General features: G+C 63.2%; 25 protein-coding genes. 12 read left to right on the forward strand and 13 right to left on the reverse strand.

What is annotated here, in order from left to right:
• Nucleotides 1–3: 3 nt before the first annotated feature.
• The 4 genes from sucC to AC0L2D_RS23635 all read right to left on the reverse strand — a co-directional run bounded on the left by sucC (nt 4) and on the right by AC0L2D_RS23635 (nt 4486).
• Nucleotides 4–1197 carry an ADP-forming succinate--CoA ligase subunit beta gene (gene sucC / locus AC0L2D_RS23620; RefSeq protein ID WP_013528847.1) on the reverse strand — a complete coding sequence of 398 codons (1194 nt, stop codon included), beginning with the start codon at nt 1195–1197 and terminating at the stop codon, nt 4–6.
• A 43-nt stretch (nt 1198–1240) separates the two neighbouring features.
• The gene (gene mdh, locus AC0L2D_RS23625) at nt 1241–2209 is read right to left on the reverse strand and encodes a malate dehydrogenase (protein ID WP_013528846.1); all 969 of its coding nucleotides are present in this window, start codon (nt 2207–2209) and stop codon (nt 1241–1243) included.
• A 370-nt stretch (nt 2210–2579) separates the two neighbouring features.
• Nucleotides 2580–3779, reverse strand: coding sequence for a cell division protein ZapE (zapE, locus tag AC0L2D_RS23630; RefSeq protein ID WP_127384636.1), 1200 nt, complete (start codon nt 3777–3779; stop codon nt 2580–2582).
• A gap of 167 nt (nt 3780–3946) precedes the next feature.
• Nucleotides 3947–4486, reverse strand: coding sequence for a protease inhibitor Inh/omp19 family protein (locus AC0L2D_RS23635; RefSeq protein WP_013528844.1), 540 nt, complete (start codon nt 4484–4486; stop codon nt 3947–3949).
• Nucleotides 4487–4765: 279 nt separating this feature from the next.
• On the opposite strand from AC0L2D_RS23635, the gene AC0L2D_RS23640 reads away from it, so the two are divergent.
• From AC0L2D_RS23640 to AC0L2D_RS23675, 8 genes are all read left to right on the forward strand, one after another.
• Nucleotides 4766–5785 (forward strand): MBL fold metallo-hydrolase, encoded by a 1020-nt coding sequence (locus tag AC0L2D_RS23640; protein WP_064992620.1) that lies wholly within the window; start codon nt 4766–4768, stop codon nt 5783–5785.
• Nucleotides 5786–5867: 82 nt separating this feature from the next.
• Entirely contained in the window at nt 5868–6029 is a 162-nt protein-coding gene (locus tag AC0L2D_RS23645; protein WP_013528842.1) for a DUF1328 family protein, read from the forward strand.
• A gap of 96 nt (nt 6030–6125) precedes the next feature.
• Nucleotides 6126–7010, forward strand: a complete 885-nt coding sequence (gene dapF / locus AC0L2D_RS23650) for a diaminopimelate epimerase (protein WP_473542630.1) — start codon at nt 6126–6128, stop codon at nt 7008–7010.
• A complete protein-coding gene (mtaB, locus tag AC0L2D_RS23655) occupies nt 7010–8323 on the forward strand; it encodes a tRNA (N(6)-L-threonylcarbamoyladenosine(37)-C(2))-methylthiotransferase MtaB (protein WP_473542632.1) in 1314 nt (437 codons plus the stop codon). The genes dapF and mtaB overlap by 1 nt, the downstream gene beginning before the upstream one ends.
• Before the next feature lie 12 nt (nt 8324–8335).
• Nucleotides 8336–10141, forward strand: a complete 1806-nt coding sequence (ftsY, locus tag AC0L2D_RS23660) for a signal recognition particle-docking protein FtsY (RefSeq protein WP_473542634.1) — start codon at nt 8336–8338, stop codon at nt 10139–10141.
• Nucleotides 10142–10202: 61 nt separating this feature from the next.
• On the forward strand, nt 10203–10877 hold the full coding sequence (locus tag AC0L2D_RS23665) for a septation protein A (RefSeq protein WP_013528838.1): 675 nt from the start codon (nt 10203–10205) through the stop codon (nt 10875–10877).
• A 25-nt stretch (nt 10878–10902) separates the two neighbouring features.
• Nucleotides 10903–11523, forward strand: coding sequence for a pyridoxamine 5'-phosphate oxidase family protein (locus AC0L2D_RS23670; protein WP_473542636.1), 621 nt, complete (start codon nt 10903–10905; stop codon nt 11521–11523).
• Between the two features lie 40 nt (nt 11524–11563).
• Nucleotides 11564–12094 carry an NADPH-dependent FMN reductase gene (locus tag AC0L2D_RS23675; RefSeq protein WP_024504967.1) on the forward strand — a complete coding sequence of 177 codons (531 nt, stop codon included), beginning with the start codon at nt 11564–11566 and terminating at the stop codon, nt 12092–12094.
• A gap of 205 nt (nt 12095–12299) precedes the next feature.
• On the opposite strand, the gene AC0L2D_RS23680 is transcribed toward AC0L2D_RS23675, so the two are convergent.
• Nucleotides 12300–12506 (reverse strand): tautomerase family protein, encoded by a 207-nt coding sequence (locus AC0L2D_RS23680; protein WP_013528835.1) that lies wholly within the window; start codon nt 12504–12506, stop codon nt 12300–12302.
• Between the two features lie 76 nt (nt 12507–12582).
• Complete coding sequence (locus AC0L2D_RS23685; RefSeq protein ID WP_013528834.1) at nt 12583–13503, reverse strand: SMP-30/gluconolactonase/LRE family protein; 921 nt, start codon at nt 13501–13503, stop codon at nt 12583–12585.
• 259 nt (nt 13504–13762) lie between these two features.
• Here AC0L2D_RS23685 and AC0L2D_RS23690 point away from each other — a divergent pair, with 259 nt between their 5' ends.
• The gene (locus AC0L2D_RS23690; protein WP_013528833.1) at nt 13763–13930 is read left to right on the forward strand and encodes a hypothetical protein; all 168 of its coding nucleotides are present in this window, start codon (nt 13763–13765) and stop codon (nt 13928–13930) included.
• Between the two features lie 158 nt (nt 13931–14088).
• On the opposite strand, the gene AC0L2D_RS23695 is transcribed toward AC0L2D_RS23690, so the two are convergent.
• The 4 genes from AC0L2D_RS23695 to ccmA all read right to left on the reverse strand — a co-directional run bounded on the left by AC0L2D_RS23695 (nt 14089) and on the right by ccmA (nt 16258).
• Nucleotides 14089–14664, reverse strand: a complete 576-nt coding sequence (locus tag AC0L2D_RS23695; protein ID WP_063169543.1) for a DsbE family thiol:disulfide interchange protein — start codon at nt 14662–14664, stop codon at nt 14089–14091.
• Entirely contained in the window at nt 14661–14828 is a 168-nt protein-coding gene (gene ccmD, locus AC0L2D_RS23700; protein ID WP_013528831.1) for a heme exporter protein CcmD, read from the reverse strand. The genes AC0L2D_RS23695 and ccmD overlap by 4 nt, the downstream gene beginning before the upstream one ends.
• 112 nt (nt 14829–14940) lie before the next feature.
• On the reverse strand, nt 14941–15606 hold the full coding sequence (ccmB, locus tag AC0L2D_RS23705; protein ID WP_013528830.1) for a heme exporter protein CcmB: 666 nt from the start codon (nt 15604–15606) through the stop codon (nt 14941–14943).
• Between the two features lie 28 nt (nt 15607–15634).
• Nucleotides 15635–16258, reverse strand: coding sequence for a heme ABC exporter ATP-binding protein CcmA (gene ccmA, locus AC0L2D_RS23710; RefSeq protein ID WP_013528829.1), 624 nt, complete (start codon nt 16256–16258; stop codon nt 15635–15637).
• A 280-nt stretch (nt 16259–16538) separates the two neighbouring features.
• On the opposite strand from ccmA, the gene acnA reads away from it, so the two are divergent.
• Entirely contained in the window at nt 16539–19229 is a 2691-nt protein-coding gene (gene acnA / locus AC0L2D_RS23715; protein WP_013528828.1) for an aconitate hydratase AcnA, read from the forward strand.
• 191 nt (nt 19230–19420) lie between these two features.
• Here the strand turns inward: acnA and AC0L2D_RS23720 are convergent, their stop codons facing one another.
• Nucleotides 19421–20092: a ceramidase domain-containing protein gene (locus tag AC0L2D_RS23720; RefSeq protein ID WP_473542641.1), complete on the reverse strand. Its 672-nt coding sequence runs from the start codon at nt 20090–20092 to the stop codon at nt 19421–19423.
• A 172-nt stretch (nt 20093–20264) separates the two neighbouring features.
• Between AC0L2D_RS23720 and AC0L2D_RS23725 the strand changes: the two genes are divergently transcribed.
• On the forward strand, nt 20265–21050 hold the full coding sequence (locus AC0L2D_RS23725) for a DUF1223 domain-containing protein (protein ID WP_013528826.1): 786 nt from the start codon (nt 20265–20267) through the stop codon (nt 21048–21050).
• A 433-nt stretch (nt 21051–21483) separates the two neighbouring features.
• Nucleotides 21484–21867, forward strand: a complete 384-nt coding sequence (locus AC0L2D_RS23730; protein ID WP_127369192.1) for a DUF2794 domain-containing protein — start codon at nt 21484–21486, stop codon at nt 21865–21867.
• Nucleotides 21868–22011: 144 nt separating this feature from the next.
• Here the strand turns inward: AC0L2D_RS23730 and AC0L2D_RS23735 are convergent, their stop codons facing one another.
• Both AC0L2D_RS23735 and AC0L2D_RS23740 read right to left on the reverse strand, forming a co-directional pair.
• Entirely contained in the window at nt 22012–22584 is a 573-nt protein-coding gene (locus tag AC0L2D_RS23735; RefSeq protein ID WP_473542643.1) for a GNAT family N-acetyltransferase, read from the reverse strand.
• A 108-nt stretch (nt 22585–22692) separates the two neighbouring features.
• Nucleotides 22693–23472 carry a Bax inhibitor-1/YccA family protein gene (locus AC0L2D_RS23740; RefSeq protein ID WP_013528823.1) on the reverse strand — a complete coding sequence of 260 codons (780 nt, stop codon included), beginning with the start codon at nt 23470–23472 and terminating at the stop codon, nt 22693–22695.
• Nucleotides 23473–23685 lie beyond the last annotated feature (213 nt).

Below are 23685 nucleotides of genomic sequence, written 5' to 3' on the forward strand. Positions count from 1 at the left end.
AGATCAGCCCTTCACCGCCGCCACGATCTTCTTGGCTGCATCGTCGAGATCGTCGGCCGACACCACGTTCAGGCCGCTGTCGTTGATGATCTTCTTGCCCAGCTCGGCATTGGTGCCTTCCAGGCGCACCACCAGCGGCACTTCCAGGCCGACTTCCTTGACCGCGGCAATGACGCCCTCGGCAATGATGTCGCACTTCATGATGCCGCCGAAGATGTTGATCAGGATGCCCTTGACCGCCGGATCCCTGGTGATGATCTTGAACGCCGCCGTCACTTTTTCCTTGGACGCACCGCCGCCGACATCGAGGAAGTTGGCGGGTTCGGCGCCATAGAGCTTGATGATGTCCATCGTCGCCATGGCAAGGCCGGCGCCGTTGACCATGCAGCCGATATTGCCGTCGAGCGCGACATAGGCGAGGTCGTATTTCGACGCCTCGATTTCCTTCTCGTCCTCTTCGGTGGTGTCGCGCAGTTCGAGCACGTCGGGGTGACGGAACAGCGCGTTGTTGTCGAACGACACTTTTGCGTCGAGCACGCGCAGCCGGCCGTTCTTCATGACGATCAGCGGATTGACCTCGAGCAGGCTCATGTCCTTGTCGACGAAGGCCTTGTAGAGGATCGGGAACAGCGTATCGCCGTCCTTGGCCGCATCGCCGTCGAGCTTGAGCGCGCCGTTGAGCGCCTTCAGGTCGGCTGAAGTGACACCTTTTTCCGGGTCGATGGCGACGGTGATGATCTTTTCCGGCGTGTCATGCGCGACCGCCTCGATGTCCATGCCGCCCTCGGTCGAGACGACGAAGGCAATGCGGCCGACCGAACGGTCGACCAGGATCGACAGATAGAGCTCGCGTTCGATGTCGGCGCCGTCTTCGATATAGAGGCGGTTGACCTGCTTGCCGGCCGGGCCGGTCTGCTTGGTCACCAGAGTGTTGCCCAGCATCTCGTTGGCGTTGGCGACGACATCGGCCACCGATTTCGCCAGCCGCACGCCGCCCTTGGCGTCCGGGCCGAGCTCGGTGAATTTGCCCTTGCCGCGGCCGCCGGCATGGATCTGGCTCTTCACCACATAGAGCGGGCCCGGCAGCGCCTTGGCGGCGGCTTCCGCTTCGCTCGCCTTGAACACCGGCACGCCTTCGGCCACCGGCGCGCCGAAGCTCTTCAGCAGTGCCTTGCCCTGATACTCATGGATGTTCATCTGGATGGTCTCCGGATCGACTGGGGGTTCACTTACTGGAGATTCATTTGGAGGCGAGTTGCGGCGCGATCTTGACGCAGGCCTCGGTCAGGCCCTGCACCGTCGCCACGGAGGAGTCGAACATCTTCTGCTCGCTCTTGTTGAGCTCGATCTCGATGATGCGCTCGACGCCGCCGGCGCCGATCACCACGGGAACGCCGACATAGGTATTCTTGACGCCATACTGGCCGGAGAGATACGCCGCGCAGGGCAGCACGCGCTTCTTGTCCTTGAGATAGGCTTCGGCCATCGAGATCGCCGAAGCGGCCGGCGCGTAATAGGCCGAGCCGGTCTTGAGCAGGCCGACGATCTCGGCGCCGCCGTCGCGGGTGCGCTGCACGATCTGGTCGAGCTTCTCCTTCGAGGTCCAGCCCATCTTGATGAGGTCGGGCAGCGGAATGCCCGATACCGTCGAGTAGCGGATCATCGGCACCATGGAATCGCCGTGGCCGCCGAGCACGAAGGCGGTGACGTCCTCGACCGAGACCTTGAATTCCTCGGCCAGGAAATAGCGGAAGCGCGCGCTGTCGAGCACGCCGGCCATGCCGACGACGTGGCTGTTGGGCAGGCCTGAGAATTTCTGCAGCGCCCAGACCATGGCGTCGAGCGGGTTTGTGATGCAGATGACGAAAGCCTTCGGCGCATACTTCTTCAGCCCGGCGCCGACCTGCTCCATGACCTTGAGGTTGATGCCCAAAAGGTCGTCGCGGCTCATGCCGGGCTTGCGCGGCACGCCGGCGGTGACGATGCAGACGTCGGCGCCTTCGATGCCGGCATAGTCGTTGATGCCGGTGAGCCTGGAGTCGAAGCCATCGACCGGCGACGACTGCGCGATATCGAGCCCCTTGCCCTGCGGGATACCTTCGGCAATATCGAACAGCACCACGTCGCCGAGGTCCTTGAGGCCGATCATGTGAGCGAGCGTGCCGCCGATCATGCCAGAGCCGATAAGCGCTATCTTGTTGCGTGCCATGTGAGGATGTTTTCCCTTTGTCGGTGACGACGTCTCAAATCTCTGGTGACTTGATGGTGGCGTCGAAGAAGAGGCCGGAATGCTGCGGGGAACCGCGAATTTTCGCCGCACCCAATAGCCCCGGCACGGAAAAAATTCAAACGATTATTTTGGCGTCAGTGTTTTCAATCGGTTAGATCATTTGGGATTTACGTAAACGTCAAAGTTTGTAAGCCGACTTGGGAGGAAATAACCGATGAAGATGGAAATCGTAAGGCTGAATGCGGGTAATGACGCCCTTGTGATGCGGGTGGCCGAGGAGGTTCGAGTTGTAGACGTTGGCATGACAGAGGGGGGGCAAAGGATCGCTACCGACGCATTCCCTGGAAATTCAGGCCTGCGCCTGCTGTGCCTCTGGCGCCGGCTTCCCTTTCTGCCGCTCCGCCCAATCCTCCAGCCAGTCGCGGCTTTGCATCTCGATCAGCCGCGATGCGGTGCGCTCGAACTCGAAGACCTCCACGCCGCGCTTGGCGGCATAAAGCGCTTGCGGCGGCGCTTCGGCGCTCACCACCAGCCGCACATGATGGTCGTAGAGCGTGTCGATCAGAAGAATGAAGCGTTTGGCCTCGTTGCGCTTGCCTTCGCCGAGCACCGGGACGTGGTCGATGAAAATGGTTGAGAAGCGCCCGGCGATCGCCAGGAAATCGCGCGCGCCAAGCGGCTTTTCGCAGAGATCGGCGAAGGAGAACCGCGCCGCATCGCCTGCCGCACGCGGCACGATCACCTGCCGCCCTTTGAGGGCAATCGATGTCTCGGCGGTCGGCGCGTTGCGCGTCATGGCTTGCCAGGCCTCGTCGAGTAGCTGGTCCGCCGCCGCATCGGCCGGCGTGACATAGACCGGTGTCCGGGCGAGCTTTTCCAGCCGGTAGTCCTTGTCGGCATCGAGCGCCAGCACCTGTGTGTGCCGCTCCAGTATGCCGATGAAGGGCAGGAAAAGCTGACGGTTCAGCCCGTCGCTGTAGAGGTTTTCCGGCGCCACATTCGAGGTGGCGACCAGCACCACACCGCTGGCAAACAGCGCCGAAAACAACCTGGACAGGATCATCGCGTCGGCGATGTCGGTGACCGAGAACTCGTCGAAGCACAGCACCCAGGCTTGCTCGGCAAGGGCCTTGGCCACCGGCGGGATCGGGTCGTCCTCCTTGACGTCGCCGTTCTTGCGCGCCTGCCGGTGCTTCTGGATACGGTCCTGCACGTCCGCCATGAAGTCGTTGAAGTGGACGCGGCGCTTGCGCCGCACCGGCAGCAACTCGAAGAACATGTCCATCAGCATGGTCTTGCCGCGACCGACGCCGCCATGGATGTAAAGGCCTTTGACGGCCTCATGCGTCTCGCGCTTGCGGGCGAACAGCCAGCCCAGCGCGCTCGACTTATGCGCCAGCCGCTTGGCCGAAATCTCATCGGTCAGCAGGTCGAGCGCCGCAACGATCCGTTCCTGCGCCGGATCGCGGTCGATCGTACCGGTTTCCACCAGATGGTCGTAGCGCTGCCTGACGGTCGCATGGGTCTGGAGGCCGTCACGCAGATGCATCGGTCACGCCATTTGTTTATGCATGTCGCTGTCCCGAAACCGGGGTCACTTCTGCGCGACATGCATTCGGAAGGACTAAAGCGGTCGTGTCTGAACGGATTCAGACGACCCGCTTTAGATCTTTGTTTTCCCAAAACCGCGGCCACTTTTGGGCGACATGCATTAGCCTACCTTGTAAGCGAAATCGGCTGGCCGTTGGAAGTCTGGCCGTCGAATTTCGAGCCGCCCGAGGAATAGAGCCGCGCCAGCGCACCGCCACTCTCGTCATAGAGCGTCAGCTGCTTGCCGGCGACGTTCCACGACTTGACGCCGTCCATCGGCGCCGGGCAATGCAGCGGACCGGCGCGGAAGCCGGCGCCGAATTTGGTCTGCGGTGTCGCCACCTTGCAGCTCTGGCCCGCAACGCTGGCGTTCCAGACACCGGCGACGCTGGCGGCAGTCACGTCCGAAGCGCCGGCCGGCGCCGAACCATCCGAAGGCAGCGCGGCGACCTGCGTGTTCGCAGGAGCGGTCGGGAATTGAGACGGGTCGGTGGTGCCGGGCGATGCCGGCGGCGGCAGTTGGTTCGCCGTCACCTTGCCGGCGGGCGCGGCCTCCAGCGGTGCCGGCTGCTGGTCATCCATCGAGGAGAAACGCGAGGTCGAACAGCCGCTCGCAACGAGCGCCGCCAGCGATACGGCCACCAGACCGGTTTTCGAAAAAGTCATTCCAACCTCCGTCGGATCCGGCTGGGGGGAAGCCGTCCGCACAATCTCACCCCCACCAAGATGGAGAAGGTGGCGAAATTTCAACCCGATATGGTTAAAATACAGTTTGCAGCAAGAATTGTTGCAAATTTAACGCAATCGCGGCGGCTGACCGCTTGTCGCGCGTCGCCTGGGGATCCGGTCAAAGCAGTGCAGCGCCGACATTCGACGGTTGGACGCTTGCGCGAGCCGCCTTAGCGCCTATGTCTGGAAAACGAAACACCTGCCGGAGCCGCAAAATTGGCCGCGAGAAAGACAGCCGCCAATCGCTATTATAGCGGCCCGCCCAGCGACCATTTCGACGGCGCATTGTTCTTCAATCCCGACGGCCAGCCACCCGGCCGTTTCGCCGACCTGCTGAAATGGCAGTTGAATGGCCAGCGCTCGAAATGGCCGGCGAGCGATGCAAGCCCCTTTCCGCAGGCAAAGCCGGCGACAAGGGTCGAGGGCGCCGCGCTGGAAGTGACCATGGTTGGCCATTCCACCTTGCTGGTCCAGACGGCCAGTCTGAACATCCTTACCGATCCGGTGTGGTCGCTGCGCGCCTCGCCGCTTTCCTTCGCCGGACCAAAACGCATCAATGCGCCAGGCATCGCCTTTGCCGACCTGCCGCCGATCGACCTCGTGCTGGTCAGCCACAACCACTATGACCATCTCGACCTCGCCACGTTGAAGCGGCTGAAGGCCGGCCACGACCCGCTGGTGCTCACTCCGCTCGGCAACGACGCCATCATCGAAGCCGCCGTGCCCGGCATGCGGCTGTCGGCGCATGACTGGGGCGACAGGGTCGAGATCGGCGACGGCGCCGCCGTTCATGTCGAGCCGGTGCATCACTGGTCGGCGCGTGGCGCCCGCGACCGGCGCATGGCGCTCTGGGCCGGCTTTGTCGTCGAAACGCCTGACGGCAAGCTCTATTTCGCCGGCGATACCGGCTTCCACGATGGCATCAACTACCGGCTGATGGCCGAGAAACATGGCGGTTTCCGCTTCGCCATCCTGCCGATCGGCGCCTATGAGCCGCGCTGGTTCATGGCGCCGCAGCACCAGAATCCCTGGGAAGCCGTGCAAGGCATGACGCTGTGCAACGCCGCCCATGCCGCCGGCTGTCACTGGGGCACCTTCCAGCTCACCGACGAGCCGATCGACGAGCCGGCGCGCAAATTGACCGAGGCGCTTGACGATCGAGGCATCCCACGCGAGCGCTTTCGCGCCTTGCGGCCGGGCGAGGTCTGGGATGTGCCGGAGCACATAGCGCCCTGATCCGCATCGGTTCGACGGAACCCCAGCGCTGCAACCGCGTTTTCATGTGGTTGAAATATTTGCCGGTTTGCGAGGCATTGTCATGCTCAAATGGATTATCATTCTCCTGATCGTCGCCGCAGCGGCGAGCTTGCTCGGCATGCCGGCACTGGCAGGTGCCGCGGCCACCGGTGCGCGTATCCTTATCGGCATCGTTCTGATCATCTTCCTGCTGGTGGTGCTGGGCATTTTCGCCGTCACGTAAGTCCGGCGCTTTCGCCGAGACCAAGCGGCTGCGCACTGGTAATTCCTGCCCGTTTCCGCCATATAGCGCCAAACGGACACGGAATTTTTCGGAGCAATGGCCAGCACTGCCCCTTTCGCCAAGATGAACGGCATCGGCAACGAGATCATCGTTGCCGATATGCGTGGCCGTGCCGATCGGGTGACGGCGGCGGCGGCGATTGCGCTGAACGCCGATGCCGCGACCAGCTTCGACCAGATCATGGCGATCCATGACGCCAGGACGCCTGGCACCGCCTTTTTCATCGACATCCTGAATTCCGATGGAACCGGTGCGCAGGCCTGCGGCAATGGCATGCGCTGCGTCGTCCAGGCGCTCGCCGCCGAGACCGGCCAGAAGATCTTCACCTTCGAGACCGTGGCGGGCATCCTCAATGCGCGCGAACACGCCGACGGTTCGATCTCGGTCGACATGGGCACGCCGCGCTTCGGCTGGCAGGATATCCCGCTGGCCGAGGAATTCCGCGACACCCGCATGATCGAGCTGCAGATCGGCCCGATCGACGCCCCCGTGCTGCATTCACCCTCGGTCGTTTCGATGGGCAACCCGCACGCGATCTTCTGGGTCGACAACGACGTCTGGTCCTACGAGCTCGACCGCTTCGGTCCGCTGCTCGAGAACCACCCGATGTTCCCCGAGCGCGCCAACATAACCATCGCTCAGGTTACTTCGCCCGAAACAATGGTCATCCGCACCTGGGAACGCGGCGCCGGCCTGACCAAGGCCTGCGGTTCGGCCTCCTGCGCCGCCGTCGTGGCCGCGGCTCGCACCAATCGGACCGGCCGCAGCGTCAGTCTGTTGACGCCAGGCGGCGGCACGCTGCATGTCGAATGGCGCGACGATGACCACGTGGTCCTGACCGGCGCCGCCGAATGGGAATTTTCCGGCAACTTCGACCCGTCGATCGGGACATGGGCCCGCGACACTGAAAGCGCGGCCTGATGTCCGCTCTGCCCAAGAGCCCGGTGTCCCCGGGGATCGATGTCGTCACCTTCGGCTGCCGGCTCAACACCTATGAATCGCAGGTGATGCGGCGCGAGGCTGAAAGTGCGGGCCTCGGCGCGTTGGAAGGTGGCGCCGTGATCTTCAACACCTGCGCCGTGACAGGCGAAGCCGTGCGCCAGGCCAAGCAGGCGATCCGCAAGGCGCGCCGCGACAACCCGCGAGCCCGCATCATCGTCACCGGCTGCGCCGCGCAGACCGAGCCTGAAAAATTCGCCGCCATGGACGAGGTCGATCTCGTGCTTGGCAATGAAGAGAAGCTGAACGCGAATTCCTACCGCGCGCTGCCGGATTTCGGCGTCAACGACACCGAGAAAGCGCGCGTCAACGATATCTTTTCGGTGCGTGAGACCGCAGGCCACCTGGTCGACGCCATCGAGGGCCGCGCACGCGCCTTCGTCCAGGTGCAGAACGGCTGCGACCACCGCTGCACCTTCTGCATCATTCCCTACGGCCGCGGCAATTCGCGCTCGGTGCCGATGGGCGCCGTGGTCGAGCAGGTCAAGCGGCTCGCCGGCAACGGCTATGCCGAGATCGTTCTGACCGGCGTCGACATGACTTCATTCGGCGCCGACCTGCCGGGCGCGCCGAAGCTCGGCAAACTGGTGAAGACCATCCTGAAACAGGTGCCCGATGTGAAGCGCCTGCGGCTGTCGTCGATCGATTCGATCGAGGCCGACGACGATTTGCTCGACGCCATCGCCACCGAGCCCCGGTTGATGCCGCATCTGCATCTTTCGCTGCAGTCGGGCGACGACATGATCCTGAAGCGGATGAAGCGAAGGCATCTGCGCGATCAGTCGATCCGCTTCTGCGAGGATGTGCGCAAGCTGCGCCCCGGTATCGTCTTTGGCGCCGACATCATCGCCGGCTTCCCGACCGAGACCGACGAAATGTTCGAGAACTCGGAGAAAATTGTCGAGGAGTGTGGCCTGACCCATCTCCACGTCTTCCCCTTCAGCCCACGCGAAGGCACGCCTGCCGCGCGCATGCCGCAGCTCCGCCGCGAGGTGGTCAAGCAGCGCGCCGCCCGGCTGCGCGCCGCCGGTGAAGTTGCCTATGTCAGGCATCTGTCGTTGCTCACCGGTACGCGTCAGTCGATCCTGATCGAGCGAGACGGCCTTGGCCGCACCGAGGGTTTTACGCTTGCCGCACTCGGCACGGGCGCACCGGGTGAGATCGTCGAGGCCGATATATCGGGCCATGATGGTACCAGGCTGATCGCGGCGCCGCTTGCCGCCCGCGCCGCCTGAGAAACGCAAAGCATGGCTGGTTTTTTCAAGAAGATATTTTCGTTCGGCAAGAAAGAGGTGGTCGAGGAACGGATCGACGAGACCGCCCCGCTACCGCCGATCAAATGGGAAGCACTCGATGCGCTGAAGCCGGCGGCCGAACAGGTCGTCCCGGAGTTCTTGAAGCGCGACGAGCCGCGGCCCGAGGCAGAAACGACGCCGACGGTCGAGCCGGAGGTAATTCCTGCGCCGGAACCGGCGCCTGTCGAGGAACCGGTGCCCGCGCCGGAGCCGACCATCCCGCCAGCACCGGAGCCGACTGTTCCCTCCGAGCCGGAACCTCTGCCGGAGCCCGCGCCGAAAGAAGAACCGGCGCCCGCGCCAGAGACTCCAGAGCCGCCGGCGCCCGAGGAAGTTCCGCTCACCCCTGCGACTCCCGAACCCACGCCCGAACGGCAGCCGCAAGAAGTCCCAGCGCCGGCGCCGACCGAACCGGAGATCGTCCCGTCACGCCCGGAAAAGCGGCCGGAGCCGGCACCAGTCGAAGTGCCGACGCCGGCCGAGGTTCCGGCAGAAACACCAGCCCCGATCGAGGTGCCCACACCGGCGCCGTCCCCTCTTCAGCCGTCTTCAAAGGCCAGCGCCGCCCCTCATCCGCCTGCCGGCACCTTCTCCCCGTATAGCGACGGGGAGAAGGAAGAAGTTTCAGTGCCGACACCCGAAGCACCCGCCGCCGAAATCGCACCTCCCATTCGCCAGCCTGCGCCGATCGAATCGCAGCCGGTCATTGCGGAAATTGCGCCCGAGCCGCAGCCTCTTCCACCACCCGCGCCGGAGCCGAAAGCCGCCCCCGGCAAGGTGACCGTCACCAAGAAGGTCGAGCAGAAGGCCGAGCCGCAAAAGGCGCCGGAGCCGGCACCGAGGCGCTCTTGGTTCCAGCGCATGAAGGACGGGCTTGCCCGCTCGTCCAAGGAACTGACCGGCAACATTGCCGGCGTCTTCACCAAGCGCAAGCTGGACGAAGAGACTTTGCAGGACCTGGAGGATGTGCTGATCCGCGCCGATCTCGGCATGGAGACCGCCTTGCGCGTTACCGACGCGCTGGCCGCGAGCCGCTACGGCAAGGACGTTTCCGACACCGAGGTCCGCGCCATCATGGCGGCCGAGGTGGAAAAAGTGCTGACCCATGTCGCCATGCCGCTGGAGCTCGACCTCTCGCACAAGCCGCATGTCATCCTGGTGGTTGGCGTTAACGGCACCGGCAAGACCACCACCATCGGCAAGCTCGCCGCCAAGCTGACCGATGGCGGCCTGTCGGTCATGCTCGCCGCCGGCGACACGTTCCGCGCGGCAGCCATCGAGCAGCTGAAGATCTGGGGCGAGCGGACGAAATCGCCGGTCATCGCCTCCAAGCTCGGCGCCGATGCCGCCGGCCTTGCCTATGATGCATTCGAGCGGGCGAAAGAGGCCGGCTCCGACGTGCTGATCATCGACACCGCCGGCCGTCTGCAGAACAAGACCGAACTGATGGCCGAGCTCGAAAAGATCGTCCGCGTGCTCGGCAAGCTCGATCCGGAAGCGCCGCACACCGTGCTGCAGACGGTCGACGCCACCACCGGCCAGAACGCGCTCAACCAGGTCGAGATCTTCCGCAATATCGCCGGCGTCAACGGCCTGGTGATGACCAAGCTGGACGGCACGGCGCGCGGCGGTATTCTGGTGGCGATCGCGGCAAAGCACAAATTGCCGGTCTATTTCATCGGCGTCGGCGAACAGGTCGACGACCTCGAACCTTTCTCGGCAAGCGAATTCGCCAGGGCGATCGCTGGAGTAGCTTAACAAGCATGTCCCAAAAAGGTGCAGACTTTTTGGATCAGATCATGCGCAAGAAAGAGATTCCATGAACCCACCCATTCTCGAACGCGATCCGTCGGACCCGCAGAAGCAGAAGAAGGAAGGCGTCAATCCGCTGCTCAAGCTGGTGCTGGAGCTGGGTCCGTTGATGGTGTTCTTCTTCGCCAATGCGCGCAGCGGATGGCTGGTGCAGAAATTCCCTGTTCTGGCCGAGTTCGGCGGGCCGATCTTCGTCGCCACCGGCCTGTTCATGGCCGCCACGGCAATCGCGCTGATCGCCTCGTGGCTGCTCACCCGCACCTTGCCGATCATGCCGATGGTGTCGGGCGTCGTCGTCTTCATTTTCGGCGCGCTGACGCTCTATCTGCAGGACGACATCTTCATCAAGATGAAGCCCACCATCGTCAACACGCTGTTCGGCGGGGTGCTGCTCGGCGGCCTGTACTTCGGCAAGTCGCTGCTTGGCTATGTCTTCGATTCAGCCTTCAGCCTCGACGCTGAAGGCTGGCGCAAGCTGACCTTCCGCTGGGGCCTGTTCTTCCTGTTCCTGGCCATCGTCAATGAGGTGGTGTGGCGCAATTTTTCCACCGACGCCTGGGTTACTTTCAAGGTCTGGGGCATCATGCCGATCACGCTTCTGTTCACCTTCAGCCAGATGCCGCTGATCCTGCGCCATTCGCTGGACGACAAGACCGGCAAAGAAGAGAAGGCCGGGAAATAGAGCCTGCAAATAAGGGGAAAGGGCCATGGAATTCGTCACCACGCGCGACCAGTTGAGGACGATCTACAAGACGCCACGGCCGACCGACGGTTCTATCCGCAAGGAGCTGAAAAAACTTGACGGCCATTGCCGCTCCTTCATCGGCAAGAGCCCATTCGTGCTGATTGGCTCGTCCGACGGTGCCGGCAATCCCGACGTGACGCCGAAGGGCGACAAACCGGGCTTTGCCACCGTTCTGGACGACACCACCATCGCCATTCCCGACCGGCCCGGCAACAACCGGCTCGACACGCTGGAAAACATCCTCGTCAATCCCCCGGTCGGGCTGCTCTTCCTCATCCCCGGCATGAACGAGACGCTGCGCGTCAACGGCGATGCCCGCATCACCGTCGACGCAAATTTGCGCGAACGGCTCGCCGTCGACGGCAGGGAGCCGCAAAGCGTTGTCGTGGTCAGCGTCAAGGCGGCCTACATGCACTGCGCAAAAGCCTTCATGCGCTCGGATTTGTGGAAGCCGGAAACCTGGTACGACCGCGCGACGCTGCCGACGCTCGGCCAGATCATGCGCGATCAGCTGGCGGTTGCCGATTCCGCCGAGGCGACCGACCGCTGGCTCGACGAGGAATACAAGAAGACGATGTGGTAGTTTTTGCGGACGCGATTCGCGTCTGGACCGATTCCATACCTTGCTGAACATCCTTGCCATTTCCGGCAGCCTGCGCGCGGCCTCCACAAATTCGGCGCTGATCGCCGCACTGGCGCGCGAAGCGCCGTCCGGCTGCCGCGTCACCGTCCATGACGGGCTTGGCCGTTTGCCGATCTTCAATCCCGACGATGAAGGCGAGCGGACGCCGCTCGAAGCCTCCAAGCTGATCGATGCCGTCAGTCGAGCCGACGGCCTGATCGTCTCCTGTCCGGAATATGCCCATGGCGTGCCGGGCGGGCTGAAGAACGCGCTCGACTGGCTGGTCTCGCGCGATGCCGCCGTCGCCAAGCCCGCCATGCTGGTACACGCCTCGCCGCGCTCGCTGTTCGCCCGCGCCGCATTGGCCGAGATCATGCGCACCATGTCGTTCGCGCTTTACGACGATGTGCTGGAGATCGCCCTGCTCGGCAGGAAGCCGCCTGAGGTGGCGGGCATCCTGGCGGCGCCGGCGAACCGGCAGGCGATGCATGATGCACTGAATGCCTTCGCGGAGTTTATCCGCTCGCGTTGAGCGGCGGCCTCTCTTCCTTCTCCCCTTGTGGGTCTAAAGGACGGGGCGAGACCCGTTGCTCGCCCCAGGGTGTGGCCTCGCGAAGCGAGGTCGGATGAGGGTGTGTTCCAGCTTGGCACCGACGGCAATCCGTCACCCACCCCTCAACCGTCTCGGCGCTGCGCGCCGATCCACCTCCCACAAGGGGAGAAGGAAAGATCGCGCACTACCCCTTTCGCAGCGTCTCCACATCGGTCTTCCCAACGTACCAATCGCGGGCATTGACCTCTTCAAAAACCACCCAGACATCGTCGTTGCTCAGCCCGGTGGCGTCCATGATGGCCGCGGTGACCTTCTTGGCGATATCCGCCTTCTTGCCCGCCGGATCGGCGGCGATCACTTCCTTGACGATGCGGATGTTGACGAATGGCATTTCTTGTCCTCCCGGGGATGTTCGTGCTCACGACCCGCTTCGATGAAACCGTCGAACGGTCGCCAGTGTTCAACTCTCAGTATGTCTTGGCGCCGTTGACCATCAGCCGCACCATGTAGAGCGACGTGGTGCCGGCGATGTAGAGGCAATTCAGCTTGTTGCCGCCGAACACGCAATTGGCGGTGACTTCCGGCACCTTGACCTTGCCGATCAGCGTGCCGTCCGGATCGTAGCAATGGATGCCATCGGCGGCACTGGTCCAGATGCGGCCGTCCTCGTCGAGCCTGAAGCCGTCGAACAGGCCGGCGGTGCAGTCGGCGAAGACTTTTTCGCCGGAGACTTTCTTGCCGCCCTTGCCGACATTGAACACCCGCATATGCGCCGGATTCTGCGCGCCATGCGTGCGGCCGGTATCGACGACATAAAGCTTGCTCTCGTCCAGCGAGAAGGCGAGGCCGTTGGGCCTGACCATGTCGGTGATGACGGCTTCGACCTCGCCGGTGCCGGGATCGACCCGGTAGACGTGGCAGGCGCCGATTTCGCTCTCAGCCCTGTCGCCCTCATAATCCGTATCGATGCCGTAGCTTGGATCGGTGAACCAGATGGAACCGTCGGATTTCACCACCGCGTCGTTGGGCGAATTCAGCCGCTTGCCTTTCCATTTGGCCGCGATCGTGGTGACCGAGCCGTCGAACTCGGTGCGGCTGACGCGGCGGCCCGAATGCTCGCAGGTGATCAGCCGGCCCTGCCGGTCGACGGTGTTGCCGTTCGAGTTGCCGGACGGCTGCCGGAAGACGCTGACATTGCCGTCGGTCTCGTCATAACGCAGCATGCGATTGTTGGGGATGTCGGACCAGACGACATAGCGGCCGGCGGCGAACCAGGCCGGCCCCTCCGCCCATTGGCATCCGGTGAACAGCTTCTCGACCTGCGCGTTGCCGTTGAACAGGCGCGCGAAGCGCGGATCGAGAATTTCATAATAGTCTGCGGCCGCCATGCTTTCCTCCCGGCATCAATGACAGGGATCAAGCCAGCCGGAGGGACAGAAGGCAATGTGGGTACGCACAGTGTCCCACAAAAGATCGCTTGCCGGCTCTGCGTATGACGTTAGCGCCGCATTAACCGGCTATGCGTCCAGCGCAATGGTGCATTGCAACATCTTCTTTTTGCAATGCACCATTACTATGTCATGCTTCGTATCGATCAAGGGAGGAAGAAACCGCCGCCGAAATGCGGCGCCAAAAAGGAACCTTGCTATGATCCTCGACAGTCTCATGACCCGCGCTCGCAACAGCATTGCCAAGCGCAAGCACTACAACCGCCTTGTCGCCGAAATCGACAGCTTTTCCAGCCGCGATCTGGCCGACATGCGCGCCGACCGCTCGGAAATGCTCTACCAGATCCACAAGCAGATCTACGGCTGATCTCAAGCCCGATAAGACGCGCCGCCAAGGTGCGTTGAGATTCAGGTCAGGCCGAGTCGAAAACGGTGGTTTCCGAGAACCGGAGCGGAGCGTACTTTTGGTACGCGAGCACCGGAAGCGCAGGAAGCCGCTGTTTGCAGGCCGGCATCACCTGAATATCAATGCGCCGCCAGTGCCTTGTCGATCTGCGGCAACAGCAACGCCTGCACCGTCTCGGGCGTCAGCGGGCCGACATGTTTGTAGGCGATCTTGCCGTCCTTGCCGATGACGAAGGTTTCCGGCACGCCGTAGACGCCCCAGTCGATCGCCGCGCGGCCCGCTTCGTCGACCCCTATCGCCTGGAACGGATTGCCGAGATCGCCGAGGAACCGGCGTGCGTTTTCGGGCCGGTCCTTGTAGTTCAGCGCTGCCATGGTGAAACGCTTATCCTGCGACAACGCCAGAAGCACCGGGTGCTCTTCGCGGCATGGCGCACACCACGACGCGAAGACGTTGACCAATGTGACCTTGCCGGCGAAGGTTTTCGAATCGAGCCCCGGCAGGTTTGAGCCCTCCAGCGCCGGCAGGCTGGTTTGCGGCGCAGGCAGGCCGATCAGGGCCGACGGCACTTCCGAAGCATCGCGCCCCGACAGCAGCTGCGACAGGAACAGTCCGGCCAGGCCGAGGAAGATCAGCAGCGGCAGAAGCACGAACAGGCGACGACTGGGCGGCGGCGTTTCCGTTTCGGTGCTCATGGCTTGGCGACCTTGTCGGAGCGACGCCTCACGCCGGACGCCTCCAGTTCGGCAAGCTCACGCTTGCGCGCCCGCTGGTCGAGCAGGATCCAGCCGATCAATCCGGCCAGCACCACGGCAGTGATGCCATAGGCGGCGGTCACGTAGAGTGCATGCGCACTCATGCGGCAGGCCCCGCTGAAGTGGGGCCTTCCAAGCCGATCATGTCGCCCAGTCTAGACATGCTTTTCCTTAGCCCCGCTCCGTCGGCTTCGCAATCCGCAGTCATTCGCCGCGTCAATCCGTGCCATGGCGCAGCGCCAGCGCCGCCGAGACCGGACCCAGCACGCCAAGAAACAGGGTCAGCGCGGCAAGAATGAGGAAGGGCTGCAGAAACGGGTCGGGATTGGCGGTCGCCCCATAGCTTGCCGATACGCCGAAGATCAGCACCGGGATGGTCAGTGGCAGCACCAGCACCGAGATCAGCAGCCCGCCACGCGGCAGCGCCACCGCCACCGCCGCACCGGCGGCGCCGATGAACGTGATGGCCGGCGTGCCGACCAGCAGCGTCAGCGCCGTGGCGCCGATGCCGAGCGGCTCCATGTTCATGAACAGGCCGAGCAGGGGAGCCGCAATGACCAGCGGCAGCACGCTGCCCGCCCAATGCGCCAGGCATTTCACCAGCACTGTCAGAGCCAGCATCTGGCGATCGTTGCCGAGCACCAGGAGATCGAGCGAACCGTCCTCGCGATCGGCCTGGAACAACCGGTCGAGCCCGAGCAGGCAGGACAACAGCGCGCCGATCCACAGGATGGCCGGTCCGATGCGGGCCAGCAGCTTCAGGTCCGGCCCGACCCCGAACGGGATGGTGACGATGACGGCGAGGAAGAAGATGACCCCGGTCAGCGCTCCGCCGCCGGCACGGATGTTGAGGCGGATGTCGCGCAGGAAGAGCGCTAGCATGGTTTGAGATGCTTTCGCCCAGACACCATCAACCGGCTTCCCCCATCCTCAACTCCATCCCCTCGATCCCGAGCGGCAGATGCGTCGCCGCGACAATCATCCCGCCATCCGCGCAATGCCTCGCCATCAACCCCGCAAACCGCGCCTCCGCCGCCTTGTCCAGCCCCGCCGTCGGCTCGTCCAGCAGCCACAATGGCCGGTGGCTGACCAAAAGCCTGGCGATCGCCGCGCGGCGCCGCTGCCCGGTCGATAGATAGCCGAACGGCAGGTGGCCGATGCCGCCGAGCCCGACCGTTTCCAGCGCCTCTTCGACGCCGAGCTGTCCGTCGCCATTGAAGTCTCGCCAAAAGCGCAAATTCTCCGCCACGCTGAGCGCCGGCTTCATTGCGTTCTGGTGGCCGAGATAGTGACAGGCCGAGGCGACAGACGGAAACGCTTCGCCCCCGTCTTCAACCTTCATGACGCCCTCAATCCTCACGCTGCCTTCCGCCGCCGGCAGCAGCCCGGCGATGATCCGCAGCAAGGTCGACTTGCCCGATCCGTTCGGCCCGGTGACGATAAGCGCCTGACACTGCTCCAAGGCAAAGCCGATGCCGGAAAACACCGCGTCGCCGCCTCGCTCGCCGCCCAGATTTTCGGCGATCAGCCGCATTCCTCGCCTGCCCTGAAACCATGTGTCGCGGCCGCTGCCGCATCGCACAAAATTGCTTTCCAACTGTCTAGAACTATTCCAGAAAATTCTCTATATGCGGTGCATCCGTGCCAGCGGTCGGCACGGGAACAGAATTAGCGCCGAACCAGCGCACGCGCCGCCTTGAACGGCTCGGGTTGCTTGGGAACGGACAGCGGAAATGGCCGTACCCGCACCTTTGCGCGTGATTGCATGCCATCGGCGTCCGTTCCCTTTCAGGCTGAACAGACAAGGATCGCACGTGTCAAAATCCCTCGACAGTTTCAATTGCCGCCGCACGCTGACCGCAGGCGGCGCTGAATATGCCTATTTCGATCTCATCGAGGCCGAAAAGAACGGCCTTACCGGCATCTCGCAGCTGCCCTATTCGATGAAGGTGCTGCTGGAAAACCTGCTGCGCAACGAAGACGGCCGCTCCGTCACCAAGGAATCGATCCAGGCGGTGGCCGGCTGGCTGACCGACAAGGGCACCGCCGGCGTCGAGATCGCCTATCGGCCGGCCCGCGTGCTGATGCAGGATTTCACCGGCGTTCCGGCCGTGGTCGATCTTGCCGCAATGCGCGACGCCATGGCTTCGCTCGGCGGCGATCCGCAGAAGATCAACCCGCTGGTGCCGGTCGACCTCGTCATCGACCATTCCGTCATCGTCGACGAATTCGGCACGCCGATGGCCTTCGCCCGCAATGTCGAGCTGGAATATGAACGCAACGAAGAGCGCTACAAATTCCTGAAATGGGGCCAGCAGGCGTTCCGCAACTTCCGCGTCGTGCCGCCCGGCACCGGCATCTGCCATCAGGTCAACCTCGAATATCTCGGCCAGGTGGTGTGGACCAACACCGAGGACGGCGAAACCACAGCCTATCCCGACACCTGCGTCGGCACCGATTCGCACACCACCATGATCAACGGCCTGGGCGTGCTCGGCTGGGGCGTCGGCGGCATCGAGGCCGAGGCGGCCATGCTCGGCCAGCCGGTCTCCATGCTGCTGCCGGAAGTCATCGGCTTCCGCCTCACCGGCAAGCTGAAAGAGGGCGTCACCGCCACCGACCTCGTGCTCACCGTCACCCAGATGCTGCGCAAGAAGGGGGTCGTCGGCAAGTTCGTCGAGTTCTTCGGCCCGGGCCTCTCCAACATGACGCTGGCCGACCGGGCCACCATCGGCAACATGGCCCCCGAATATGGCGCCACCTGCGGCTTCTTCCCGGTCGACTCGGAAACCATCCGCTATCTCACAATGTCCGGCCGCAGCGAGGACCGCATCGCGCTGGTCGAGGCCTACGCCAAGGCGCAGGGCCTGTGGCGTGAAACCGGCTCGGCCGACCCTGTCTTCACTGATCTGCTCGAGCTCGAACTTGGTTCCGTCGTGCCGTCGATGGCCGGCCCCAAGCGGCCTGAAGGCCGCGTCGCCCTGGAAGGCATTCCGGAAGGCTTCGCCAAGGCGATGGAGACCGAATACAAGAAGGCGGCCGAAATCTCCAAGCGCTATGCCGTCGAAGGCACCGACCATGATCTCGGTCACGGCGATGTCGTCATTGCCGCCATCACCTCCTGCACCAACACCTCGAACCCGAGCGTGCTGATCGGCGCCGGTCTTTTGGCCCGCAATGCCAACCGGCTCGGTTTGAAGCAGAAGCCGTGGGTGAAGACCTCGCTGGCTCCCGGCAGCCAGGTGGTCGCCGAATATCTGGAGAAATCCGGCCTGCAGAAGGAGCTCGACCAGATCGGCTTCAACCTGGTCGGCTTCGGCTGCACCACCTGTATCGGCAATTCCGGCCCGCTGCCGGCGCCGATCTCCAAAACCATCAACGACAAGGGCCTGATCGCCGCCGCGGTCCTGTCAGGCAATCGCAACTTCGAAGGCCGTGTCTCGCCTGACGTGCAGGCCAACTATCTGGCCTCGCCGCCGCTGGTCGTCGCGCACGCGCTGGCCGGAACTGTCACCAAGGACCTCACGACAGAGCCGCTCGGCGAGGACAAGAACGGCGAGCCGGTCTACCTCAAGGACATCTGGCCGAGCTCGGCCGAAATCCAGGAGTTCATCGAGAAGAACGTCACCCGCGAGCTGTTCGCCCGCAAATATGCCGACGTCTTCAAGGGCGACGAGTACTGGCAGAACGTCAAGGCGCCGGAAGGCCAGACCTATGCCTGGGACGACAACTCGACCTATGTGCAGAACCCGCCCTATTTCGCCGGCATGACATCAGGTTTCGGCAAGATCGGCGACATCAAGGGCGCCCGCGTGCTCGGCCTGTTCGGCGACAAGATCACCACCGATCACATCTCGCCGGCCGGATCGATCAAGGCAGCGTCGCCGGCCGGAAAATATCTCACCGACCACGGCGTCGGCGTCGCCGACTTCAACCAGTACGGCACACGGCGCGGCAATCACGAGGTGATGATGCGCGGCACCTTCGCCAACATCCGCATCCGCAACCACATGCTGGGCGAGAACGGCCGCGAGGGCGGCTACACCATTCACTACCCGTCGAAGGAAGAGGAATCGATCTACGACGCGGCGATGGAGTACAAAAGGGAAGGCGTGCCGCTGGTCGTCTTCGCCGGCGTCGAATACGGCAACGGCTCGTCGCGCGACTGGGCGGCCAAGGGAACCAATCTGCTCGGTGTCCGCGCGGTCATCGCCCAGTCCTTCGAGCGCATCCATCGCTCGAACCTGGTCGGCATGGGCGTCATCCCCTTCGTCTTCGAGGAAGGCACCTCATGGGCATCGCTCAACCTCAAGGGAGACGAGCTGGTCGAGATCGACGGGCTGAGCACCATCAAGCCGCGCCAGACGATGATCGCCAAAATCACCTATGGCGACGGCACGGTGAAGAACGTGCCGATCATCTGCCGCATCGATACGCTGGATGAGCTCGACTACTTCAAGAACGGCGGCATCCTGCAATACGTGCTGCGCGATCTGGCAGCTTAGTAAGGGAGTAAGGGAGTAAGGGAGTAAGGGAGTAAGGGAGTAAGGGAGTAAGGGAGTAAGGAAGTAGGGAAGTAGGGAAGTAGGGAAGTAGGGAAGTAGGGAAGTAGGGAAGTAGGGAAGTAGGGAAGTAGGGAAGGGAATACCTATTCCCCTATTCCCCTATTCCCCTATTCCCCTATTCCCCTATTCCCCTATTCCCTTACTTTCGGCGCCCCAAACCGCGCCGCGGCGGCCAACAACACAGCCAGCATCAGCCCGTTGAGGATGTGCCAGAGGAAGTGCGTACCGAGCGGGAAGCCGCTGCAGACCAGCGGGTCGATCATCCGGCAGACGACGGACACCACGAAGATCGCCGATCCGGCCAGATTGTACCAGCCGGCGCGATTGCCGCTGGCGGCCACCAGCGCGCCGAAGAAGGCGAGCGCCAGGAACGGCGGCAGATAGCCCGTCGTGCCGTTCGACGCCTGGCGCAACCAGTCCGGCACGGCAACGGTTATCGCCCCGGCAATCACATAGAAGGCGATGAAGATGGCGATGGCTTTGCCCCATCGCATGCCGAGGAAGCGACGCAGATTGAACAGCGTGTAGGCCAGCGTGAAGCCGGCGATCGGCAGCACGTCGGCCCAGACCGTGCCCTTGGTGGCAAAAGTATGGAAGATCGTCGAGCCGATGCCGATCGCCACCACCCACCAGGCCAGCACCTCGGCGAAGGCGCCGGTGCCCAGCCTTCGCACCTCGCGCACGCCCCACAGGCCGGCGGCGATGAAGGCGAAGTTGGTCAGGGCGTTGACCGGTTCGGACCAGAATTCCGGGCCGGTCCGCTCGCAATAGAGGTCCACCGGCGCCAAAAACGTTTGCCACATCGCGATTGCCGCCCGAATCGGTTTCTATCCTGAAGCGCAGATCCTTCCTATTGCGCGGTTGCGGTCGGCTGCAACGGCAAAATTTCACCGCAACGTGACTTCCCGTTGACTTCCGGTTCTGCCACATATTTCAGCAATCAAGATAAAGCCGGCATCACCGGCGGGAATCGGAATGGCCATGGCCTCGCGAAAATCATTGTGGCTGGCAGCTCTTGCGCTGGCCTTCTCGGCGTCTGCCGGCGCCGGGCATGCCGGCGAATCCGATCGCGCCCAGACCGACCGGGTCCAGATCGAAAAGCCATTGGGCGTGGTCGAGCTGTTCACCAGCCAGGGCTGCAGTTCCTGCCCGCCGGCCGATACTCTGTTCTCCGAACTTGCCGCCAAGGAAGACATCGTCGCGCTCGCCTATCACGTCGACTACTGGGACTATCTCGGCTGGCAGGACACGCTCGGCCGCAAGGAGAACACCGAGCGGCAATACGACTATATGCGCGCCTTCGGCAGCCGCTCCGTCTATACGCCGCAGGCCGTCATCAATGGCCGCGTCCATGTCAACGGCGCCAACCGCGGCGAGGTCGATGGTGCGCTCGCCCGCATGGCCAAGAGCGGCGAAGGCATGCGCGTCGCCGTCAAGGTCAGCCGCACCAGCGATCGCGTGATGATCGACGCCGGCGATGCCGGCAACGGCCCCAGCGACGCCCATGTCGTCATCGTCTATTTCGACCCGCCGCAGACGGTCAAAGTCGGCGAGGGCGAAAATACCGGCCGCAAGATGACCTACTGGAACGCCGTCACCGGCATCCAGACCGCCGGCATGTGGCATGGCAAGGCACAGCGCTACGAACTGCCGATGAGCGAGATTGCCAAAAAGGGCGGCTGCGCCGTGCTGCTGCAGTCGGTCGGCAAGGACGGCATGCCCGGTCCCATTCTCGGCGCCGCATTCATCCACAAGCCTTGAGATAGAGCGCTCAAACCCCTGCCGCGGTAGCGCGAAGGCTCACCTATCACCAGCCAATAAAAAACCGACGTCAGCTTGCTTCTGACGCCGGTCATTTAGGTTTTGGGATCGTCGCTCCCGGTTCTTCCGAGGAAGAGCCGAGGTTGGTTCGATCCGACGCAGACCCGTGGGCGGGGGGCTTGGGGTTTACGAGCCGGTGCCGGACCGAACCGTCTCAGGCAACGCCGGTAAATTCGTCGGACATTGGGGCATGAGCGCGGATAAAAAAAGGCGGAAATGTGGCGAAACATCACCAATTCCAACACGGCGTTTCATAAAAGTGACTGGACGTGACGGAAACGGCGCGGCGCGGGGCTCGGTTCGCCGGGCCTTGCAATTCAGTCGCGAACACGCCAACTTTGGTTGGCAAAGATTCATTTTGAAGGATCGAGGCATGACCGATGACAGTGGCGGGACGGAGGATGGGGACGCATCCGCAATAATCCCGCTGCACGAGGCGCGACGCGAACGTCTCGATCAGCCGGTGCGGTTCGACCGACGCGAGCTGGACCAGATCCTCAGGCTCTACGGACGCATGGTCGCCGCCAATGAATGGCGCGACTACGCCATCGATCATCTCGCCGACCGCGCTGTCTTTTCCGTCTTCCGCCGCACCAGCGAAGTGCCGCTGTTCCAGATCGTCAAGGATCCGAAACTGGCCCGCAAGCAGGGCGCCTTTGCCGTCATCGCCGCCGGCGGCCGCATCTTGAAACGCGGCCAGGAACTCGGCCGCGTGCTCGGTGTGTTCGACAGCAAGTTGAAGCTGGTCGAAGCCTGAGCAGGGAATTAGAGCAGGGAATTAGAGCAGGGGAATTGAAGAAATGGAGAATTGATGAGTTGAGAAAAGGCCTCGGCGTCATCTGTTGCCGCCGCTTCTTTTTATTCTTCAGTTCTTCAATTCCGCAATTCTTCAGTTCCTTCTTCAGTCCGCTCTAAGGCGAAACTTCCGCTCCGGCAGCGATTCGGGATCGGGCGGCGCCGATGCCCCGCCATTCAGCGACAGCTGCATGAACACCGTGTCCAGCCAGCGCCCGTGCTTGTAGCCGGAGCCTTCCAGGCGGCCCGAATGGCGAAAGCCGAGCTTTTCGTGCAGCCGCACCGAGGCGCTGTCGGGATGGCCATCGCCGATCACCGCGATGATCTGGCGAAAGCCCGCCGTCGTCACCGCCTCGATCAGGCTTTGCATCAGCTTGAGCCCGACGCCCTGGCCCTTGGCCTCGGGCGCGACATAGACCGAATCCTCGACAATGAAGCGATAGGCCGGGCGTGGCCGGAAGGCACCGGCATAGGCGTAGCCGAGAACCGCGCCGTCCTTCTCCGCCACAAGGTAGGGAAAGCCGCCGGCCATCAGGCTGTCGAATCGAACACCCATCTCCGCCCGGCTCGGCGTCTCCAACTCATAGCTCGCCGTGCCTTTGGCGACCGCGTCGGCGTAGATATCCGTGATGCTGTCGAGGTCGGCCGCTGTCGCCGGTCGAATCGTAATAGTGCTCATAGTTTATGGGTGCCATTTCTCTGCTCGCGATAACAGCAAAGCCCGGCACAAAAGAAAAGGGCGGCCGTTGGGCCGCCCTTTTGGAACTCGATGGTCCAGCATGCTGAACTAGCGACGGTCGCCCATGAACTGCAGCAGGAACATGAACAGGTTGATGAAGTCGAGATAGAGCGTCAGCGCGCCCATGATCGCCTTGCGGCCGGCAACGTCCGAACTGTCGCCCTCGAAATACATCTCCTTGATCTTCTGCGTGTCATAGGCGGTGAGGCCCGCGAAGACCAGCACGCCGATCGCCGACACGGCAAACGACAGCGCCGACGACTGCAGGAAGATGTTGATCACCGACGCGATGATGATGCCGAACACGCCCATGATCAGGAACGAGCCCATTGCCGTCAGGTCGCGCTTGGTGGTGTAGCCGAACAGCGACAGCGCACCGAAGGCGGCGGCCGTGGCGAAGAAGGTCTGTGAAATGCTGGCCGTGGTGTAGACCAGGAAGATCGAAGACAGCGACAGGCCGACGAGACCGGCATAGACCCAGAACGTCGTCTGCGCCGCCGAAACGCTCATCGACTGGACGCGGAACGACAGGAACAGCACGGCGGCCAGCGGCGCCAGCATCACCACCCAGCGCAGCGGCGAGCCGAAGATCGCGTAGCCGAAGGACGTCAGCATCTCGCCGCTCGGCAGCGTCGCGACAGCCGAAGCCGGATCGGTGGTGGTGGCCAGCATGATCGTGCCGACAGCGGCAAGACCGGTGATGAGGAGGCCAAGCCCCATCAGATTGTAAACCTTGATCATGTAGGCGCGCAGGCCCTGATCGATGTCGGCACCGACGCCGACGCCGGGCACGGCGCGCGTCTGGTAGTTGCGAATGGGATCAGCCATTGTAGTCCTCTATTGCTTCTGCCCCGTCCGGTGTCAGGTCCTTCCGGACCCAGGCGCCGCTGGCAGGGCTCCAGCATGCCTGTGGCGAAATATGATGGTTATTCGCGTCAAGAACAAGACCGTAACCGGATGTAACGGTTCGTGAGAGGGCGAAGCGCCGTTTCCTCGGCTTTTCGGACGGCTTTCTTACCAAGATTTAATCCAGGATGCCCG

This window comes from Mesorhizobium sp. WSM4833 (genome assembly GCF_055811095.1).

Bases quoted from the DNA above. Each gene is read 5' to 3' on its own strand.
- ccmD (WP_013528831.1), bottom strand. From the start codon at position 14,828: ATGAGTGCGCATGCACTCTACGTGACCGCCGCCTATGGCATCACTGCC.
- AC0L2D_RS23670 (WP_473542636.1), top strand. From the start codon at position 10,903: ATGGAATTCGTCACCACGCGCGACCAGTTGAGGACGATCTACAAGACG.
- zapE (WP_127384636.1), bottom strand. From the start codon at position 3,779: ATGCATCTGCGTGACGGCCTCCAGACCCATGCGACCGTCAGGCAGCGC.
- AC0L2D_RS23725 (WP_013528826.1), top strand. From the start codon at position 20,265: ATGGCCATGGCCTCGCGAAAATCATTGTGGCTGGCAGCTCTTGCGCTG.
- sucC (WP_013528847.1), bottom strand. From the start codon at position 1,197: ATGAACATCCATGAGTATCAGGGCAAGGCACTGCTGAAGAGCTTCGGC.
- ccmB (WP_013528830.1), bottom strand. From the start codon at position 15,606: ATGCTAGCGCTCTTCCTGCGCGACATCCGCCTCAACATCCGTGCCGGC.
- AC0L2D_RS23680 (WP_013528835.1), bottom strand. From the start codon at position 12,506: ATGCCATTCGTCAACATCCGCATCGTCAAGGAAGTGATCGCCGCCGAT.
- mtaB (WP_473542632.1), top strand. From the start codon at position 7,010: ATGTCCGCTCTGCCCAAGAGCCCGGTGTCCCCGGGGATCGATGTCGTC.
- AC0L2D_RS23635 (WP_013528844.1), bottom strand. From the start codon at position 4,486: ATGACTTTTTCGAAAACCGGTCTGGTGGCCGTATCGCTGGCGGCGCTC.
- AC0L2D_RS23730 (WP_127369192.1), top strand. From the start codon at position 21,484: ATGACCGATGACAGTGGCGGGACGGAGGATGGGGACGCATCCGCAATA.
- AC0L2D_RS23695 (WP_063169543.1), bottom strand. From the start codon at position 14,664: ATGAGCACCGAAACGGAAACGCCGCCGCCCAGTCGTCGCCTGTTCGTG.
- ccmA (WP_013528829.1), bottom strand. From the start codon at position 16,258: ATGCGGCTGATCGCCGAAAATCTGGGCGGCGAGCGAGGCGGCGACGCG.
- AC0L2D_RS23645 (WP_013528842.1), top strand. From the start codon at position 5,868: ATGCTCAAATGGATTATCATTCTCCTGATCGTCGCCGCAGCGGCGAGC.
- AC0L2D_RS23720 (WP_473542641.1), bottom strand. From the start codon at position 20,092: ATGTGGCAAACGTTTTTGGCGCCGGTGGACCTCTATTGCGAGCGGACC.
- mdh (WP_013528846.1), bottom strand. From the start codon at position 2,209: ATGGCACGCAACAAGATAGCGCTTATCGGCTCTGGCATGATCGGCGGC.
- AC0L2D_RS23685 (WP_013528834.1), bottom strand. From the start codon at position 13,503: ATGGCGGCCGCAGACTATTATGAAATTCTCGATCCGCGCTTCGCGCGC.
- ftsY (WP_473542634.1), top strand. From the start codon at position 8,336: ATGGCTGGTTTTTTCAAGAAGATATTTTCGTTCGGCAAGAAAGAGGTG.
- dapF (WP_473542630.1), top strand. From the start codon at position 6,126: ATGGCCAGCACTGCCCCTTTCGCCAAGATGAACGGCATCGGCAACGAG.
- AC0L2D_RS23740 (WP_013528823.1), bottom strand. From the start codon at position 23,472: ATGGCTGATCCCATTCGCAACTACCAGACGCGCGCCGTGCCCGGCGTC.
- AC0L2D_RS23690 (WP_013528833.1), top strand. From the start codon at position 13,763: ATGATCCTCGACAGTCTCATGACCCGCGCTCGCAACAGCATTGCCAAG.
- AC0L2D_RS23735 (WP_473542643.1), bottom strand. From the start codon at position 22,584: ATGAGCACTATTACGATTCGACCGGCGACAGCGGCCGACCTCGACAGC.
- AC0L2D_RS23665 (WP_013528838.1), top strand. From the start codon at position 10,203: ATGAACCCACCCATTCTCGAACGCGATCCGTCGGACCCGCAGAAGCAG.